Annotated in this window: 17 protein-coding genes; 5 read left to right on the top strand and 12 right to left on the bottom strand. The window is 66.2% G+C overall.

Annotation, left to right across the window (positions count from 1 at the left end):
- Positions 1 to 77: 77 nt before the first annotated feature.
- Positions 78 to 587, top strand: a complete 510-nt coding sequence (locus tag ACR42D_RS16930; protein WP_484567957.1) for a CreA family protein — start codon at positions 78 to 80, stop codon at positions 585 to 587.
- A 13-nt stretch (positions 588 to 600) separates the two neighbouring features.
- Complete coding sequence (locus ACR42D_RS16935) at positions 601 to 852, top strand: hypothetical protein (protein WP_484567958.1); 252 nt, start codon at positions 601 to 603, stop codon at positions 850 to 852.
- Positions 853 to 865: 13 nt separating this feature from the next.
- Here the strand turns inward: ACR42D_RS16935 and ACR42D_RS16940 are convergent, their stop codons facing one another.
- The 12 genes from ACR42D_RS16940 to ACR42D_RS16995 all read right to left on the bottom strand — a co-directional run bounded on the left by ACR42D_RS16940 (position 866) and on the right by ACR42D_RS16995 (position 13,842).
- Positions 866 to 1,810 (bottom strand): hypothetical protein, encoded by a 945-nt coding sequence (locus ACR42D_RS16940; protein ID WP_484567959.1) that lies wholly within the window; start codon positions 1,808 to 1,810, stop codon positions 866 to 868.
- 118 nt (positions 1,811 to 1,928) lie between these two features.
- A complete protein-coding gene (gene secA / locus ACR42D_RS16945; RefSeq protein ID WP_484567960.1) occupies positions 1,929 to 4,475 on the bottom strand; it encodes a preprotein translocase subunit SecA in 2,547 nt (848 codons plus the stop codon).
- A 209-nt stretch (positions 4,476 to 4,684) separates the two neighbouring features.
- Positions 4,685 to 5,488: a hypothetical protein gene (locus ACR42D_RS16950; RefSeq protein ID WP_484567961.1), complete on the bottom strand. Its 804-nt coding sequence runs from the start codon at positions 5,486 to 5,488 to the stop codon at positions 4,685 to 4,687.
- A 45-nt stretch (positions 5,489 to 5,533) separates the two neighbouring features.
- A complete protein-coding gene (locus tag ACR42D_RS16955) occupies positions 5,534 to 6,442 on the bottom strand; it encodes a hypothetical protein (protein ID WP_484567962.1) in 909 nt (302 codons plus the stop codon).
- Positions 6,442 to 7,260 carry a hypothetical protein gene (locus ACR42D_RS16960; RefSeq protein ID WP_484567963.1) on the bottom strand — a complete coding sequence of 273 codons (819 nt, stop codon included), beginning with the start codon at positions 7,258 to 7,260 and terminating at the stop codon, positions 6,442 to 6,444. Before ACR42D_RS16960 ends, ACR42D_RS16955 begins: the two co-directional genes overlap by 1 nt.
- Positions 7,261 to 7,266: 6 nt before the next feature.
- Positions 7,267 to 8,409: a (Fe-S)-binding protein gene (locus ACR42D_RS16965; protein WP_484567964.1), complete on the bottom strand. Its 1,143-nt coding sequence runs from the start codon at positions 8,407 to 8,409 to the stop codon at positions 7,267 to 7,269.
- A gap of 47 nt (positions 8,410 to 8,456) precedes the next feature.
- Positions 8,457 to 9,008: a C-GCAxxG-C-C family protein gene (locus ACR42D_RS16970; protein WP_484567965.1), complete on the bottom strand. Its 552-nt coding sequence runs from the start codon at positions 9,006 to 9,008 to the stop codon at positions 8,457 to 8,459.
- Between the two features lie 46 nt (positions 9,009 to 9,054).
- Positions 9,055 to 9,585, bottom strand: coding sequence for a rhodanese-like domain-containing protein (locus ACR42D_RS16975; protein WP_484567966.1), 531 nt, complete (start codon positions 9,583 to 9,585; stop codon positions 9,055 to 9,057).
- A gap of 31 nt (positions 9,586 to 9,616) precedes the next feature.
- Positions 9,617 to 10,075, bottom strand: coding sequence for a MauE/DoxX family redox-associated membrane protein (locus ACR42D_RS16980; protein ID WP_484567967.1), 459 nt, complete (start codon positions 10,073 to 10,075; stop codon positions 9,617 to 9,619).
- A gap of 132 nt (positions 10,076 to 10,207) precedes the next feature.
- Entirely contained in the window at positions 10,208 to 11,596 is a 1,389-nt protein-coding gene (locus ACR42D_RS16985) for an FAD-binding oxidoreductase (protein ID WP_484567968.1), read from the bottom strand.
- 42 nt (positions 11,597 to 11,638) lie between these two features.
- A complete protein-coding gene (locus tag ACR42D_RS16990) occupies positions 11,639 to 12,652 on the bottom strand; it encodes a DUF3089 domain-containing protein (protein ID WP_484567969.1) in 1,014 nt (337 codons plus the stop codon).
- Between the two features lie 86 nt (positions 12,653 to 12,738).
- Positions 12,739 to 13,842: a Gfo/Idh/MocA family protein gene (locus tag ACR42D_RS16995; protein WP_484567970.1), complete on the bottom strand. Its 1,104-nt coding sequence runs from the start codon at positions 13,840 to 13,842 to the stop codon at positions 12,739 to 12,741.
- Positions 13,843 to 13,977: 135 nt separating this feature from the next.
- On the opposite strand from ACR42D_RS16995, the gene ACR42D_RS17000 reads away from it, so the two are divergent.
- Genes ACR42D_RS17000 through rsmI form a run of 3 tightly spaced genes read left to right on the top strand, consistent with a single transcriptional unit; the run spans position 13,978 to position 16,385 of the window.
- The gene (locus tag ACR42D_RS17000; RefSeq protein WP_484567971.1) at positions 13,978 to 15,096 is read left to right on the top strand and encodes an ABC transporter substrate-binding protein; all 1,119 of its coding nucleotides are present in this window, start codon (positions 13,978 to 13,980) and stop codon (positions 15,094 to 15,096) included.
- A 33-nt stretch (positions 15,097 to 15,129) separates the two neighbouring features.
- On the top strand, positions 15,130 to 15,561 hold the full coding sequence (locus ACR42D_RS17005; RefSeq protein WP_484567972.1) for a YraN family protein: 432 nt from the start codon (positions 15,130 to 15,132) through the stop codon (positions 15,559 to 15,561).
- On the top strand, positions 15,558 to 16,385 hold the full coding sequence (gene rsmI / locus ACR42D_RS17010) for a 16S rRNA (cytidine(1402)-2'-O)-methyltransferase (RefSeq protein WP_484567973.1): 828 nt from the start codon (positions 15,558 to 15,560) through the stop codon (positions 16,383 to 16,385). The genes ACR42D_RS17005 and rsmI overlap by 4 nt, the downstream gene beginning before the upstream one ends.
- Positions 16,386 to 16,645: the final 260 nt, after the last annotated feature.

Here is a 16,645-nt window from a genome sequence, read left to right on the forward strand (position 1 = left end):
CACACCATCGGGGCGTCCAGGTCAAGGAACGATAATCACTCTTGCCATCCTTGCCGCCTGTTGATACATGAGGTTCAATGCATTCTCTAGACTTTCTCAAGAACAGGCGCAGAAAGCGCGCCCGGCTGTTCCGGGCGCTCCTGCTGGTCCTGTTGGCGTGCGGCATGTTTCCCGCCCCCGTGGCCTCCGAGGTCATCGGCAGCGTGGACACGGTCTTCCACATGTTCTCGCGGGACGACGACATCGTGGTCGAGGCCTTTGACGACCCGGACGTGGCGGGCGTGACCTGCTACCTGAGCCGGGCCCGCAAGGGCGGGGTCAAGGGCATGATCGGCGTGGCCGAAGACCCGTCCGACGCCTCGCTCATGTGCGTGGCCACCGGGGACATCGAAGTGCCCGAGCGCGTCAAAAGCGGCAAGGCCGACGGGGACAGGGTGTTCAAGAAGGGCACCTCCCTGGTCTTCAAGTCCATGCAGGTGGTCCGCTTCTACGATCAAAAGCGGGACGTCCTCGTGTACATGGTCTACAGCGACCGGGTGGTCGAGGGTTCGCCCAAGAACAGCATCACCTGCGTCACGGTGCGGTGACAAGGAGGCGGCAATGAGCAGGGACGAATTATCGCGGCTGGTGGGCGACGCCCTGGCCGATCCGGACCTGATCCGGGAGGCCATGACCCTCAGGGACCGGCCCGCCCTGGAGTCCTTCGTGCGCGGGCGGGGCTACGCCCTCTCCCCGGACGAGATGGACGAGGTCTGGGAGCTGGCCCGCAAGGTTCTGGGCGGCGAGGACGTGGACGCGGCCCGCTGGCGCATGGCCACCGTGGGCAACGAGCACCTCGCGACGCAGGACTAGCCGCCCCGCCGGATCAGAACCGCCAGAGAATCCGGGCGAATCCGCCCAGGGCGTTGTCCAGGTCGTGGGACGACTTGTACGAGCCCGCCTTGTTGTACAGCTTGTATTTCCGATTATAGTGGTATTCCGGCCCCACGCTGAAGGTCAGGGCCTTGTTCGGCATGTATTCCAGGTAGAGACCGACCTTGGACCGGACCACGCTGAGATAGCCGTCGCCGTAAATCGGGTTGTCCGGGGCCAGCCGGTAGGTCTTCTCCTGGGTGGAGACGGCGAAGTTCAGGGCGATGCGCTCCGAGCCCGGCTCGGCGTCCTGGAGCAGTCCCACGGACTGGAGCGTCTTGCGCAGGGTCTTCTGCGACACGGCCACGGCCAGCCCCAGCTCCACGTCGCCGAACAGGTCGCTGTTCAGGGCGGACAGTGCCACGGTCCGGGCGGTCAGCCCGAGCATCCAGCCGTCCCAGAAGTCGTAGGCCGCCCCGCCGTCCACGCCCACGCCCACGGCGCCGGGCGCGACCTTCTCATAGGAGGCGTTCACCTCCGCATTGACCCAGTACCGCCATTTGTCCGTGAGCCGGTTGTTCAGCAGCCGGGCCCGCAGGGTGATGTCCTGGAGGGTCTCCCAGGGGGTGATGCCCCCGCCCGCGCCGAACCGGCGGCCCAGGTCGTCCTTGCCCGACCAGTCGAAGTAGTCGATGTCATAGGACAGATGAAAGATGGAATAGTCGGCGGCCAGGGAGGCGCGGGTCACGCTGACGCTGCCCAGCCCGTTGCTGAAGTCCGCCCGGGCCACGTGGCCCAGCCCGCCCTGCAGCTGCAGGTCCTTGCTCACGTTGGTCGGCGCGGCCACCAGAAAGCCCGGCTCGTTGCCCATGGTCACATTGGATTGGGCCAGGGCGCGGGGCGAGAAGGCCGACAGGGCGGCGAGGAGCGCGGCAAGGAGGACGAGGGCGCGAAACATGGCGCGGAAAATACACTCTCGCCCCGGCGAAGGCAATACCGCCGAGCCGGGGGCCGGAGGCGAAAAAGCCCGGCCCGGCGGGTGCCGGACCGGGCTTGCCATGCCGTGATCGCCGGGGCTAGGCCCCGCAGCACTTCTTGTATTTCTTGCCGCTGCCGCAGGGGCAGAGGGCGTTGCGCGACACCTTGGCGTCCTTGCGCACGGTGGCGGGCTTCTTGTCTGCCGCGGACTCGCTGTCCGTGTACTGGAGGTCGTCCGTCTCCTCGTGCTTGAACTCGTCGTCCTTGACCTCGGCCTGGATGCGCAGGTGGGAGAAGGAGCGCAGGGCGCTCTCCTTGATGGTGTAGATCAGCTCGGAGAAGAGCTCGAAACCCTCGCGCTTGTACTCCTGCTTGGGGTCCTTCTGGCCGTACCCGCGCAGGCCGATGCCGTCGCGCAGATGGTCCATGTTCAGCAGGTGCTCCTTCCAGTTGCGGTCCAGGGAGTCGAGCAGGAAATAACGCAGGATCTCCTGGTAGTGTTCCGAGGTGGAGGCGCGCAGGTAGGCGAATATCTCGTCCACCCACTTGCGGGCCTGCTCCATGTCGGGCAGGCCGGACTTGGACCACTCCGGGAAGCGCTCGAAATTGAAGACCTCCTCCAACCGCGCCCGGACCGATTCCTCGATCTCCTTGTCCGGACCGCCCTTGGCGTCCAGGGCGGGCTCGAGGATCTCCTCCAGGAGGTCCTCGGCGTACTCCGTGGCGATGGGCTCGACCTCCCGGGACTCCATGAGTTCGCGGCGCAGGCCGTAGATGGCCTCGCGCTGCTGGTTCATGACGTCGTCGTATTCGAGCAGCTGCTTGCGGATTTCGTAGTGGTGGCCTTCCACGCGGGTCTGGGATTTCTCGATGGCGTTGCTGACCATCTTGTTCTCGATGGCCATGCCGTCCTCGAGGCCGAGCTTCTCCATGATGCCCTTGAGGCGGTCGGAGCCGAACAGCCGCATGAGGTCGTCGTCGAGCGCCAGGTAGAAGCGGGACGAACCCGGATCGCCCTGACGGCCCGCGCGGCCGCGCAGCTGGTTGTCGATGCGCCGGGACTCGTGGCGCTCGGTGCCGATGATGTGCAGGCCGCCCAGTTCGCGGACGCCCTCGCCGAGCTTGATGTCGGTGCCGCGACCGGCCATGTTGGTGGCGATGGTCACCTTGCCCTTGTGGCCCGCTTCCAGGACGATCTCGGCCTCGCGCTCATGCTGCTTGGCGTTGAGCACGTTGTGCGGGACCTTGCGTTTCTTGAGCAGGTTGGAGAGCAGCTCGGACTTCTCGATGGAGACCGTGCCCACCAGGGTGGGTTGGCCGGACTTGTAGCACGCCTCGATGTCCGCGGCGATGGCCTTGTATTTCTCTTCCTGGGTCTTGTAGATGGAGTCCGGGTTGTCCTTGCGGACCATGGGCATGTTGGTCGGGATGACGATGACGTCCAGGCCGTAGATCTGCTGGAACTCCACGGATTCGGTGTCCGCCGTACCGGTCATGCCGGCCAGCTTGTCGTACATGCGGAAGAAGTTCTGGAAGGTGATGGAGGCCAGGGTCTGGTTCTCGGCCTCGACCTTGACGTTCTCCTTGGCCTCGATGGCCTGGTGCAGCCCGTCGGACAACCGGCGGCCCGGCATGAGGCGGCCGGTAAACTCGTCGACCAGCACGACCTGGTCGTCCTTGACGATGTATTCCACGTCCTTGATGAAGCAGTGGTGCGCCTTGACCGCCTGGAGCACGTGGTGCTGGAGCGAGATGTTCTGCGGGTCGAACAGGTTGTCCACGCCGAGCAGCCCCTCGATCTTCTCCACGCCCGCGTCGGTCAGGGTGATGGACTTGGTCTTCTCGTCCAGGACGAAGTCGCCGTCGGGCACGGCATCCTTGTCCTCGGGGTCCATGGGGCTGGACTTGACCAGCTTGGGCACGATGGCGTCCACGCGGCGGTACAGGCCCGACGACTTCTCGCCCGGCCCGGAGATGATCAGCGGGGTCCGCGCCTCGTCGATGAGGATGGAGTCCACCTCGTCCACGATGGCGAAGTTGAGCGGCCGCTGGACCAGCTGCTCCTTGTAGAATTTCATGTTGTCGCGCAGGTAGTCGAAGCCGAACTCGTTGTTCGTCCCGTAGGTGATGTCGGCCGCGTAGGCCACCTGGCGTTCCTGGTCGGTCAGGCCGTGGACGATGACGCCGTAGGTCAGGCCGAGGAAATTGTAGAGCTGGCCCATCCACTCGGCGTCGCGCGAGGCCAGGTAGTCGTTGACCGTGACCACGTGCACGCCCTTGCCGGACAGGGCGTTGAGGACCACGGCCAGGGTGGCGACAAGCGTCTTGCCCTCACCGGTCTTCATCTCCGATATCTTGCCCTGGTGCAGGACGATGCCGCCGATGAGCTGCACGTCGAAGTGGCGCATGGGCGGATCGAAGGCGCGTCTGCCCGCCTCGCGGACCAGGGCGAAACACTCGGGCAGCAGATCGTCGAGGGTCTTCTCGCCCGCGGCCACCTGCCCTTTCCAAGCCGCGATCTTGACCGGAAAGTCGCTGTCGGCCAAGGCCTCCATCTCCGGTTCGAGCGCATTGATCTGCGCGATGATCGGCTTGAGTTTCTTCAGGTATCGGTCGTTCTTGGAACCGAAGATCTTTTTGAGCATGTATGGGTTCTCCAGAAAATCTTTGGCGGCCCTTCAGTGCGCGGCCGCGAACGCTGTAGTGCAAGATAACGTCGGGAAACGGAAAGTCAACGCGACAATCGTGTGACAGCCCCTGTTCCGGGCGGACACAAGGGATAGCACAAAGCGGGCCGGGCGTAAAAGGGACGGCTCCGGGCCCTTCCGGGACGGAAAAACAACGGCGGAAGACGTCACCCGGCGCGCCCGGTTTCCCCCGCGCCGGTCCGCAACTCCCGGTACCAGGCCGCGCCCACGGCCCAGCCCAGAACGGATACGCAGCACTGGACCGGGACCTGGAGCCACTTCGAATATATCAGGGTGAACAGGCTGGAGGGAAAACCGTGGGACAAAATGTCGGACGGCAGCCGCCGGGCGGCCCACCACAACAGCGCAGTCAAAAACAGGGTTCCGGCCACCGAACGCGAGAGCCCCCAGGAACGCCGGAAGGACACGCGCTCCCCGGCGGCCGCGCCCGCCAGGGTGAACCCGAAGCTGCAGAGCAGGTACAGCAGCGGCAGCGCCCCCACATAATAGGATGCGGTCCACAAGAAAAAGGGATTCTTCCCGAAGACCGGCTCGGCCAGCCACTGCACGCCCCAGCCGAGCAGCCCCCACGCCAGGCCGAAGCAGAGGTAATAGCAGAAGGCGTAGGGCAGCGCCCGCAGGAACCGGCGCGAGAAATCCGGCCCGAAAAACCCGCGCTCCCCGTCCCCGCGCAGCACGGCGCCCGCCACGACCACGACCAGGGCCAGACCCAGCAACGCCCCCAGGACCGACCACGACCAGCCCGCAGTGTACAGGTACGCGCCCTCCAGCCGCCGCAAGGGCAGCAGCTTGGAGGCGAACGACCACAGATACAGGATCACGGCGCTGACTATAAAGGGCAGCGGCTCGGCCCGCATGCGCCCGAAGGCCGCGCGCAGGACCCCGCCGATCCGGCGCAGGGCCGTCCGCCAGGTCTCCTCGGCGCGTATGAACCAGGGGGAATCGGGCACGGGCTACGTTGTCACCGCTGATGCCGAGGGGAAATAATCACGGTCTTATTCGCCCTCCGGTAAATCCGCGTACGGTCCTACGCCCGAACCGGCGCGCGGGTCGGGACCATTGCCGGGGGCGCTTCCGGACGCGAATTCGAAGGCCGGGCCCGAACCGGCCACGGGACCGGCGGCGCGCAGGCGCAGTTTCTCGTACCAGACCGCGTTCATGACCAGCATGACGATCCAGGAGAACAGGTCCAGGGCGAAGGTCAACAGGCCCATAATAATCAGGCCCGCCCCCAATTCGCCGGGAGCGGAGGAAAAAACGAACAACTGGAAGATTCCGCCCAGGACGATGACCGGCACGGCGATCAGCATCATGGCCCCGAACATGCGCCAGGAGTGGCCCCGGGTCAGGGCCAGGGCCTCGCGCACCCGGACCGCCTCGCCCACGGCCGCGGCCGGGATCATGATCCCGAGGCGCAGCATGATGGCCAGGACGATGGCGTAGCCGACAACGACCACGCAGAAACCCAGCAGCATGGGCATCGGCGACAAGGACGCCCCCCCGCCCTGCGGTACATACATGTAGATCAACGCCCCGAGGGGAATCATGAAGACGAACATGACCGCGAAGAGCAGGGCCACGATGATCAACCCCCGGACAAAGACCCGGCCTATGGCGGGCCAGAAGGGTCTGGGCAGAACCGTGCCCGTCCCGCGCTGCATGGTCACGGCCAGATGGTTGGACGCGGTCACCAGGAACAGCATGCCCAGGAGGTGCACGCAGAACGTCAGGAAGAACAACAGGAAGGACACCTGCCCGACGCCGGTCGACACCGCAGTGGCCACCATGCCCGCCGCCACGGGGACCATGCTGATCAGCAGCAGCCCCGAAAACGTCCACTTCCGTCTCCAGCTCAAGGCCACGGCCTGTTTGGCCACGGCAAAGGGCGAAATCTTTTTCGACATCACACTTTCTCCCATGTTTCCTGATTCTGAACGAGTCCGGCGTCCGTTGACAGCGGCGGGCCGGAAACGGTTTCCTCCGGGACGAGCGCCTTCGCGGCTGCCTCATGCCGTTCCCTGAGCCGGACATACCAGGCCGAATAGATCATGATCGTGAACAGCAAAAATGCCTCGCTCACGGCAAACGCGAGGAGCCATGCCGGTTTATGAATGGGGGCCGGTCCGCCATCGGGCGAATAGAAGAGGATGGCCAACCCGAAATAGGAGACCAGGCAGGGGAGCGTCGTCACGATCATCCGCAGCGTATGTTTTTTGCCCAAACGCCAGGCAAGCGAGTAATCGTACTGGTCATCCACGGCGATCGCCGTCAGGACGAAGCCAAAACGAAGGAAAAGGATCATCATGACCACGTCATTGATCAGCGAGAGAAAATCCGGGGTATTGGGCGAATCGAAAAGGATCAAAAGGCCCATGCCGGGGAAAAAACCGATCACAAACGCCAGCAGCTTGGTGACGATGCCGATGGCCACAACTCCCATGACGAACTTCCAGAACTTCCCGACAGGCTCTTCCCGGCCCCGCAGACATTGAATGGTGCGGTGCATAATCCGGCGATACAGCCAGGGATTGACCAGCACCATGATCAGGATCGGCACCCACATGACGACGGAGGAATGCTTGCTCAGGACGTCGGGGGCCATGATGGACACATAATCGGCGGCCATGGCGAGAGGAAGGAGGGGAAGATAGGCGGCCGGGGCCATCCTGAACGCTCGAAGCGCGTCCTTCATGACCGCTACCGGCGAAATCTTGTCCGACATGTATACCTACCTTATGGTTTCAAGCCAGTGGCCCACCGCCACCCCGTCCGGTGCGGTGGCCGAGAGTTGGGCCAGGCAGGCCGAACATCCGGAGAGCACCGCGTCCGCGCCCTTAAGCGCGTCCCAGCATTGCCGGTTGACCGGCTCGGTCAGGCCGGGCGCGGCCAGACGCATGATCCCGCCGAAGCCGCAGCACTGTTCGTCCGTGACCCTGACAAGCCGGTCGCCCAGAACCCGGCGCAGGAAATCCCGGTCCGAATCCATCGGCCCGGCGTGGCACGGGTGGTGATATCCCAACCGTTCCGGCACGTTGCCGGATATCACGAATGCAACACCGCGCATAGCAACCGACAACGGCAGTAGGGAATCCATCCATTGCGCGGACTCGGCCTCGGTCTCGAAACAGTCGTAGGCCCTGAGCCCGGCCAGGCAGGAGGCGCAGAAGACCGCGATGCGCGGACGGCCCGCCTCGCGCCAGACCGCCAGGTTGCGCGCGGCCATGGCCGCGGATTCGTCCGCGAACCCGGCCCCCTTGAGGCCCGAGCCGCAGCAGGCGAAGTCGCCGGGCAGGACCTCGACGCCCAGGCCGTCGAGCAGCTTGAGCGCGGCCATGAGCCAGCGGCCCTGCACGAAATTGGCCGTGCACCCCGCGAACAGGAGCAGCTTCTCGCCGCGCAGGGTGTCCGGGTAGGACGTCGGCGTCAGAAAGGGTTCGAGTCCGGGCCCGCCGGTCATGTCCGCGAGCATCTTGAGCATGGGGCCGAGCTTCTCGGTGCGGAACCGTTCGGGCACCAGCCCGGCGGCCTTGGCGCTGGGGGACCAGAGCTGGCGGGCGCGGATCAGCCAGGTCTTCCACAGCCAGGACTTGAAATTCGGGTGCGCGGCGCGCAGCGCGGCCACCAGGCCGGGCACGTCCTGGCCCTGGGAGCAGACCTCGCGGCACCGGCCGCACCCCAGGCAGAGCCCGGCCAGCCTGGCCACGTCGGTCTCGGACAGCCTGTCCGGGTCCTCGGCCAGGACCCGGCAGAGGTCGGACTTGGAGCGCGGGCCGAGCTCCTCGCGCCCGGTGGCCTTGAGCAGCGGGCAGGCCTGGAGGCACTTGCCGCACAGGATGCAGTGGGAAACGTGTTGGGAGATTGGTTCGGCCATGGCCTAGGTCCTACCCGCGTCGGATTGCCTTGGCAACCGGTCCGGGGTCAGCGGAAGAGCCGGTTGATGACCCGGCGCACCAGCCCGCGCCCCTTGGAATCCCGGACCGCCAACCGGCGCCGGTCGGCGCGTTCGGCCAACTCCGGACGGGCCTCGATAAGTATCTCAGCGACCATGCGCGCGGCATCCCCGGTGAGCCCGGCGCACTGCTGGAAATGGGCGGCCTCGTCGTCCTTGACCGGTTTTATCAGCACGCGGCAGCAGGTGGACTTGTGCGCGTCCTTGAACCGGGCGTGCAGCGCGTTCACCGCCTCGCGCACCTTGTCCGCGTCGCGGTAGGCCCTGCCCTCGCCGCCCAGGAAGAGCCCCAGGACCAGGGCCCCGCCGCTGACCGCTCCGCACAGGCACCCCGCCCCGCCCTGGCCGATGGACAGCCCGGAGGTCAGCCCCACCGCCTGCTGCTCGGTCAGTCCCCCGTCCAGCCCCTCGTTGAAGGCGAGCAGGACGGCGTCGGCGCACAGGTGCTGCCGGGTGCGGTAAAGGTTCTCGGCGCGGGCCGCGATGGTGTCGGCCAGGGGGGATTGCATGGTATCGGTCATGAAAAAAGGCCTTTGCACCGAGGATTCGGTGCAAAGGCCGGGTTGACTAGTCTTCGGTCTCCACCGGGTAGCCCTTGCCCTTCCAGGCGAAGATGCCGCCGGGCTGGCGGATGACGTTGGTGTAGCCGAGCTTCTTGGCCCAGATGGCCCCGTTGTGGCTGCGGGTGCACTTGACGAAGCCGCAGTAGACCACGATGGGCACGTTCTTGTCCGGGCCGAGCAGGGCCTCGTAGTCGGCCTCGGTCTTGCCCGCGGTCTTGGTGGTGTCCCAGGTCTCCATCAGCGGAACCGGGAACTCGAAGGCCACGGCGCCGGGGATGTGATTCTTCTTGTAGCTGGCCTCGTACGGCATGGTGTCCACGATGATCATTTTCTTGCCCGAGTCGATCCACGCCTTGAGATCCTCGGAGTTGATCACGTCGTAACCGCCCTGCTGGACTTCCCGGACCAGCTTGACGGCCCCTTCCTCCTTGACCGCCTCATCCTCGAACTTGTCGCCGAACAGCCCGGCAAAGGCCGAGGACGCGGTCAGCAACAGGGCCGCACAAACAAACAACAGCAATACATTCCTACGCATGAAACTCTCCTTGGGAACCACAATAAGATTGTCAGGACAGGACGCGTCCGCTCGCGAACCTCCGCCACCAGTAACAGTACAGAATCCCGGCCAGCATGAGCAGATCGCGGTAAAACGCGATCCGCAACCCGCTGAAGGCCTCGGCCTCGGGGTCGCCCGGCCCGTAGCAGCCGCAATCGATGTCCAGGCCCAGGTGCAGGCCGTAGCCGAGCACGGCCAGGAAGACCACGGTCAGGACCGCGATGGTCTTCAGGCTGCCCCGGAAATCGAACACCAACCCGGCGCCCGCCACGATCTCCACCACAGGCAGGATGTAGGCCACGGGCATGACCAGCCCCCGGGGCACAAGCCCGAAGGCGTCGATGACCACGGCCAGCTGCTCCGGATCGGTCAGCTTGATGACGCCGGCCACCAGGAACAGCCCGCCCAGGATGACGCGCGCGGCGCGGTACAGCCAACGGGAGGACAATACGGACAATACGGGATTCATAGTGAATTCCCATATCATGTTGATATAACTATGAACAAATCGAGATAAGCCGGAGTATCAAAAACATCTATAGACTAATTCTATATCAGACGGGGGAAGTGTATTCGCGGGACCGCCAAAAGGCGGCGCGCCCTACCACCCTTTGCCGGGATTCATGATCTCGTTGGGGTCGAAGACGCGGCGCACGGCCTCCATGTAGTGGAGCTGGTCCGCGCCGAGCTGTTCGGGCACGAAGGACGCCTTGGTCAGGCCGGTGCCGTGTTCGCCGGAGATGGTCCCGCCCAGTTCCACGACGGCCCGGAACAGCCGCTCCTTGACCCGGTGGGCGGCCTCCACCTCGCCGGGACGGCTGGCGTCGTGCATGATGCTGGTGTGGATGTTGCCGTCGCCCAGGTGCCCGTAGCAGAGTACGGGCAGCCCGGCGTCGGCCCCGGCCTTTTGCGCGATGTCCACCAGTTCGGGCACCCGGCCGCGCGGCACGGCCAGGTCCTCGGAGAGCTTGTTGGGCCGCAGCCGGTAGGAGCCGGGCGAGATGTCCCGACGCGCGGCCCAGACCGCCTCCTCGGCCGCGCCCTCGCCCACCTCGACCGAGACCGGACGCAGGGGCGCGAGCGCCTTTTGGAGCCGGTCTATCTCGGCGGCCACGCCCTCGGGGGTGCCGTCGAACTTGAAGAGCAGCGCGGCCCGCGCCTCTTTCGCCAGGGGGATGTCGCCGCCCAGGCGCACGGCCTTGATGGTCGTCGCGTCCATGAATTCGCAGGCGCAGGGCAGCAGCCCGGCCCCGAACACGGCCTTGGCCCCGTCCATGGAGGCGGCCAGGTTCACGAAGCCGACCAGGACCGAGCTCGACGTCTCGGGCAGGGGGATGAGTTTGACCGTGGCCCGGGTGATCAGCCCGAGCTTGCCGTCCGCGCCCACGAACAGACGCTTGAGGTCCAGGCCGACCACGTCCTTCTGGGCGCGGCCGCCCATGGCCAGCACCTTGCCGCCCGGCAGCACTGCCTCCACGCCGAGCACCCAGTCGCGGGTCACGCCGTACTTGACGGCCCGCAGCCCGCCCGCGCAGGTGGAGATGTTCCCGCCCATGGTGGATATCTTCACGCTGGCCGGGTCCGGGGGATAGAACAGCCCCTTTTCGGCGCACGCCTTCTGAAAGTCCGAGGTGATCACCCCGGGCTCCACCTCGGCGGCGAAGTCCCGCTCGTCGATGTCGATGATCCGGTTCATGCGCAGCAGGGAGACGGTCACCCCGTGCAGCAGCGGCACGGTGTTGCCCACCTGGCCAGTGGCCCGCGCGCGGGGGTATATGGGCATGCGCTCGGCGTCGGCCCATTGCAGCAGCTCGGCCACCTGCTCCCGGCACTCGGGCCGGACCACGGCCCACGGCATGGAGCGCATGCGGCTGGCGTCCGTGGAAAAGGCGTTGAGTTGCCCGGGATCGAGCACGCACCCGTCTCCGGGGAACAGATCGGTCAGAAACGCCCGGTGGGCGTCGGTCAGGGACTCGGCGTATCGCGGCATGGTGCGAACCTACGAGGGCGGTCCCCGGCTGTCAATGGCCCCCTACGAGCCGTGGCCCTTGAGATAGGCGTCGATACGCGTCTGCACGTTGCGCTCCAGGTTGCGGAACCAGAAGGCGTAGTCGAACTTGTGCAGCACGCCCGGCGGGAAATGGCCGATCTCCATCTTGTCCGGCGGCACGGTCTCCAGGGCCCCGTTGTCGAGGTTGATGCGCGCCCCGGCGTACTGCGGGACCATGCGCAGGACCTTGCCCTTGAAATCGTCGAAGAAGACCGCGCCCAGGTTCAGGTTCCTGTCGGCCATGGTGTCGTCGGTCCGCCAGTTGAGCGGGTTGATGCAGATGGCCCCCTCCCGCAGCACGGGCGACCCCGTGGCCCCGGGCTCCTGGGTGTTCCAGGACACGATCACCCCGGTGTCGTCGGCTCCCGTGGCCGGGCGGAGCCACGGGTATTTCCGCAGGTCCTCGCGGGTCACGGAGTAGCCGATGACGTAGGCGGCCACGAGTTTTTCACGCAGGACCGGGTCCCTGAACCGGCTGCGCAACAGGTCGAGCAGGACCACCGACCCCTGGCTGTGCCCGGCCAGGATGAACGGGCGGCCCTGATTGAGGAAATTCAGGTAGTAGTCGAAGGCGCGGTGCACGTCGTCGGCCCCGACGCGGAAATAGGGGTTCAGGGTCATGTCCGTTTCCGGGTCGAGCGCGGCAAAGGATACCTGGCGGTAATAGGGCGCATACAGGTTGGCCGCCCCGGAGTAGACCCCGGCCTGGGCCTTGAGCAGCCCCTGCACGTCCGCCCGCAGCGCCTGGTTGAACACGTCCATGTTCAGGGGCGTGGTCTCGGGATAGATGGTCGGGTAGACGTAGAAGACGTCCACCGCCTTGCCGGGGTTGTCGGGCAGCGCGGCCCAGCTGATCATCCGCCCGTAGTCCGGGCAAGCGGGCAGGCAATCGACCGGCGCCCCGGTTTCGGGCGCGGCGGCCGTGGCGGCCTGGACAGGGCCGAACGCAGCCGGACAAAACACCAGGAAAAGAATAAGGGTCCTGATCAAGCGCATGGGCATCTCCGTGTCTTGTTTTCCGTGTACGTACCAACTGCGGGCGCGAGAGAAGCCCGCAAGCGCCCTTCCCGCCCGCCGGTTTCCTACCCGACTTCCATCCAGGCGGCGTCGTTGCGCGAACTCTCCAGGCACGCCTCAATGAACTCCACGCCGCGCAGCCCGTCCTCCCCGGTGGGAAAATCCACGGCCGCGCCGGTGGCGATAGTCGCGCAGAACGACCGGTAGATGTTGGCGAACGCCAGCAGCCATCCCTCGGGGTGCCCGGCCGGGGTGTGGGAATAGGCCATGGCCCCGGGCAGCATGTCCGGTGCGCCCCGGGTGATGATCCGGGCGGGCTCGTTCAGGGGCGTGTAGCGCAGGTGGTCCGGGTCCTCCTGGAACCATTCCAGCCCGCCCTGGTCGCCATACACGCGCAGCCGCAGCCCGTTGACCGCGCCGGTGGCCGCCTGGGAGTACCAGTACAGCCCGCGCGCGCCGGTGTCGTATTCGGTCAGGATGGTCCCGTTGTCGTCCAGCGCGCGGCCCTCCACCAGGGAATCGAGCCGCGCGGCCAGCCGGGTCAGGTTGAGCCCGGTGACGTGGGGCACCAGATACTCGATGTGCGAGCCCACGTCGCCCAGCGACAGGGTCCCGCCGCCGCGCTCGGGGTCGGCCCGCCAGGACGCCTGGATGTGGCCCGTGGTCTCCAGCGGCTCGGCCAGCCATCCCTGGGGATACTCGCAGTTGACGAAGCGGATCTCGCCGACGTCGCCGCGCGCGATCATCTCGCGCATCTGCCGGACCATGGCATAGCCCGCGTAGGTGTAGGTCACGCCCAGGACCAGCCGCCGCTCGCGGGCCAGGTCCACCAGCTCGCGAGCCTGGGCCGAGGTGTGCGTGAACGGCTTGTCGCACATGACGTTGATGCCGCTTTGCAGGCACGCCCTAACGTTGGGGTAATGGGCCTCGTTGGAGGTGACCACCACCGCGAAATCGATGTCCCCGGCCTCGAGCCGGGCCAGCTCCTCGGGCGTGGCGTAGATCCGGTCCTCGTCCAGGCCGAGCTCCGCGCCCAGGACGCGGCTCTTCTCCAGATCGCGGGAAAAGCACCCCGCCACCAGCCGGGCCTGTCCGTTCAGGGCCAGGGCCCGCCGGTGCACCTGGCCGACAAACGCGCCGGGACCGCCGCCGATCATGGCATATCGCATACGCGCCTCCTGCCACCGACATAGCCCAAAAAACGGCTTGCCGAAAGGGAGAATGCAACTGCGCTCTTGCCTCCTTTCTTCCCAGCGGATACTGTCGGTCAACCAATGGCGGTACACTATTGAGGACAACTCCCGGTGAAGCCCTTTCTCGCCGCGATCATACTAAGCCTCTTCCTGACGCATATCCCATCTCCCGTCCTGGGAGCGGACGCCGTACGCGCGCCGTCCGTGATGTTCTTCTCCCCGGCGGACGTGGCCGACCGCCCCTTCTGGCGCATGTTCTTCGAATTCATGCGGGCCGCGGCGGACAATCTCGGCCTGGACCTGCGCATCATCCCCTCGGACAACAGGTTCCTGGTCCCAATAAATGCGCGCGCCGCACTGGCCGAGGAAGTGCCGGACTACGCGATCTACGTCTACCAGGCCAAAACCACCGTTGACCTGCTCCCGCTGCTGGAGCGGGCGGGCGTCAAATCCATCATCTGCAACACCCGGCCGGTGGAGAGCGAACAGGCGGCGGTGGGCCGCCCGATGGAGCGGTTCGCGCACTGGATCGGCCAGATCTCCCCGGACGACCGCGAGGCGGGCTATCTCTCGGCCAAGCTGCTCATCGAGCAGGGGCTCGCCCTGGGCCTGACCGCGCCGGACGGGAAGCTCCACATGGCCGGCCTCGGCGCATACGAAGTCATCTCCCCGGCCTCCCTCAGGAGAAAGGGCATGGAAGAGGCCGTCGCCAAAGAGCCGCGCGCGGTCGTGGACCGCTTCGTCATCGCCGACTGGCAACGGGCCAAGGCCCGCTACAAGGCGGAACGGATGCTGGACATGTACCCCCTGGCCCGTGCCTACTGGGCCGCCAGCGACAACATGGCCCTCGGCGCCATGGACGCCGCCCGGACACACGGACTGATTCCGTCCGTGGATTTCCTGACCGTAGGCGTCGGCTGGACCGAGGAGGGCATCCGGGCCGTGCGCGAGGAAGAGATGTTGGCCACTGTCGGCGGGCACTTCATGGAAGGAGCCTGGGCCCTGATCATGGCCCTGGACGACTACAATGGCCACGTTTTCGCGCAGCCGGTCCAGAGCTCCCACATGAAAGCCATCACCCGCGATAATCTGGATACGTACCGCCCGGTCCTGACGCAGGACAACTGGAAGCGGGTCGACTTCAGGCGGTTCTCCAAGACCTGCAACCCCGACCTCGCGGCCTACGAGTTCACTCCCGAGGCCGTGCTCCAACAACTGGCCGGGAAATAGGCACCGCTCCCGTCTGGCAAGGCGGGCTGCCCTATGCTATCCCTCCAAGGCATGGGATTCTTCACGAAACTGCTGTCCGGCCGGACCATGGACGGCCGGACCGAACACCGGGGCTCCCCGGGCGAGGACGCGGCCGCGCGGCACCTCGCGTCCAAGGGGTACAAGGTGCTGGACCGCAACTGGCGCTTCCACCAGTGGGAGCTGGACCTGGTCTGCCGCCACCGCGACACCGTGGTCTTCGTGGAGGTCAAGACCCGGCGGGCCGGGGCCATGGGCGCGCCGGGCGAGGCCCTGACGCGCAAGAAGCAGGCGCGGCTGATCAAGGCCGCCAGCCATTACCTGACCGCGCACGACCTCTGGGACGAGCCGTGCCGGTTCGACCTGGCCTCGGTCACGGACACGGGCGCGTCCCTTTCCGTGGAGATCGAGGAAAACGTCTTTCAACTGGACGGGCAGAGAGCATGAGCGATACCGGCACCCTTTACGTGGTGGCCACCCCCCTGGGCAATGCGGACGACCTGTCGCCACGGGCGCGGGCCATACTGATGGACGCGGACGTGGTCCTGGCCGAGGACACCCGGCGGGCCGGGCTGCTCTTTCAACGGCTGGGACTGACCCGGCACGGCAGGCTGATCTCGTTTTTCGAGCACAACGAGGACAAGAAGCTGCCCAAGGTCCTGGACCAACTGGCCGACGGCTTGACCGTGGCCCTCATCTCGGACGCGGGCACCCCGCTCTTGTCCGACCCCGGCTTCACCCTGGTCCGCGCCTGCCGCGACGAAGGGTACCGGGTCACGCCCGTGCCCGGCCCGTCCGCGCCGGTCACCGCCCTGTCCGCGTCCGGGCTGCCGCCCCTGCCCTACACCTTCCTCGGCTTCCCGCCGCGCAAGAAGAGCCAGACCGAAAAAATGTTCCGGGCCCACCGAGACACCGGGGCCACCCTGGTCCTGTTCGAGCGCAAGACCCGCCTGGCGGGCACCCTGGCCATCGCCCGCGACATCCTGGGCGAACGCGATTTCTGCGTGGCCCGCGAGCTGACCAAGGAGTACGAGGAGTTCCTGCGCGGCAATCTCGGCGCGCTCGACGACTTCGATTTCGAGCTGCGCGGCGAGCTGACCGTGATCATCGCGCCCGGCGGTGACGACGGCGAGGCGGAGGAGGCGATCATCCTCGAGCGCATAGCCGAAGAGACCGAGGCCGGAGGCAAGCCCAAGGAGATCGCCCGGCGCGTGGCCGAGCGCAGCGAAGGCTGGACGGCCAAGGCGGTCTATGCCTTGATGCGGGACTGATTTTGAGGCGGGAGAAAGGCGAAATCAGGTTTTGAAAGCCGCTTCGCGGCGAGTGTAGGGTGACTTCGCCTCCGGCGGGCAGCACTAGCTCTTAGGCGAGTCCTCGAGCCTTAGAGACAGCGACAGCAGCGATAGGATTCGCCCCCTTGCATCCCGTTTTGCGCCTGCGACGCGGTTGTCAGGCTTCGCAATAGGGGACCGAATCTCGATAAAAAAACCGGAAGGCCGGAAGCGGGGGTGAATCCGCTTCCGGCCTTCCG

Origin of the sequence: Pseudodesulfovibrio sp. lm2024 (assembly GCF_051175575.1) — a bacterium.
GTDB lineage: Bacteria > Desulfobacterota > Desulfovibrionia > Desulfovibrionales > Desulfovibrionaceae > Pseudodesulfovibrio > Pseudodesulfovibrio caledoniensis.

Bases quoted from the DNA above. Each gene is read 5' to 3' on its own strand.
- ACR42D_RS16935 (WP_484567958.1), top strand. From the start codon at position 601: ATGAGCAGGGACGAATTATCGCGGCTGGTGGGCGACGCCCTGGCCGAT.
- ACR42D_RS16980 (WP_484567967.1), bottom strand. From the start codon at position 10,075: ATGAATCCCGTATTGTCCGTATTGTCCTCCCGTTGGCTGTACCGCGCC.
- ACR42D_RS16955 (WP_484567962.1), bottom strand. From the start codon at position 6,442: ATGTCGAAAAAGATTTCGCCCTTTGCCGTGGCCAAACAGGCCGTGGCC.
- ACR42D_RS16930 (WP_484567957.1), top strand. From the start codon at position 78: ATGCATTCTCTAGACTTTCTCAAGAACAGGCGCAGAAAGCGCGCCCGG.
- ACR42D_RS16975 (WP_484567966.1), bottom strand. From the start codon at position 9,585: ATGCGTAGGAATGTATTGCTGTTGTTTGTTTGTGCGGCCCTGTTGCTG.
- ACR42D_RS16990 (WP_484567969.1), bottom strand. From the start codon at position 12,652: ATGCGCTTGATCAGGACCCTTATTCTTTTCCTGGTGTTTTGTCCGGCT.
- ACR42D_RS16970 (WP_484567965.1), bottom strand. From the start codon at position 9,008: ATGACCGATACCATGCAATCCCCCCTGGCCGACACCATCGCGGCCCGC.
- ACR42D_RS16985 (WP_484567968.1), bottom strand. From the start codon at position 11,596: ATGCCGCGATACGCCGAGTCCCTGACCGACGCCCACCGGGCGTTTCTG.
- ACR42D_RS16960 (WP_484567963.1), bottom strand. From the start codon at position 7,260: ATGTCGGACAAGATTTCGCCGGTAGCGGTCATGAAGGACGCGCTTCGA.
- ACR42D_RS16965 (WP_484567964.1), bottom strand. From the start codon at position 8,409: ATGGCCGAACCAATCTCCCAACACGTTTCCCACTGCATCCTGTGCGGC.
- ACR42D_RS16995 (WP_484567970.1), bottom strand. From the start codon at position 13,842: ATGCGATATGCCATGATCGGCGGCGGTCCCGGCGCGTTTGTCGGCCAG.
- secA (WP_484567960.1), bottom strand. From the start codon at position 4,475: ATGCTCAAAAAGATCTTCGGTTCCAAGAACGACCGATACCTGAAGAAA.
- ACR42D_RS17005 (WP_484567972.1), top strand. From the start codon at position 15,130: ATGCTATCCCTCCAAGGCATGGGATTCTTCACGAAACTGCTGTCCGGC.
- rsmI (WP_484567973.1), top strand. From the start codon at position 15,558: ATGAGCGATACCGGCACCCTTTACGTGGTGGCCACCCCCCTGGGCAAT.
- ACR42D_RS16940 (WP_484567959.1), bottom strand. From the start codon at position 1,810: ATGTTTCGCGCCCTCGTCCTCCTTGCCGCGCTCCTCGCCGCCCTGTCG.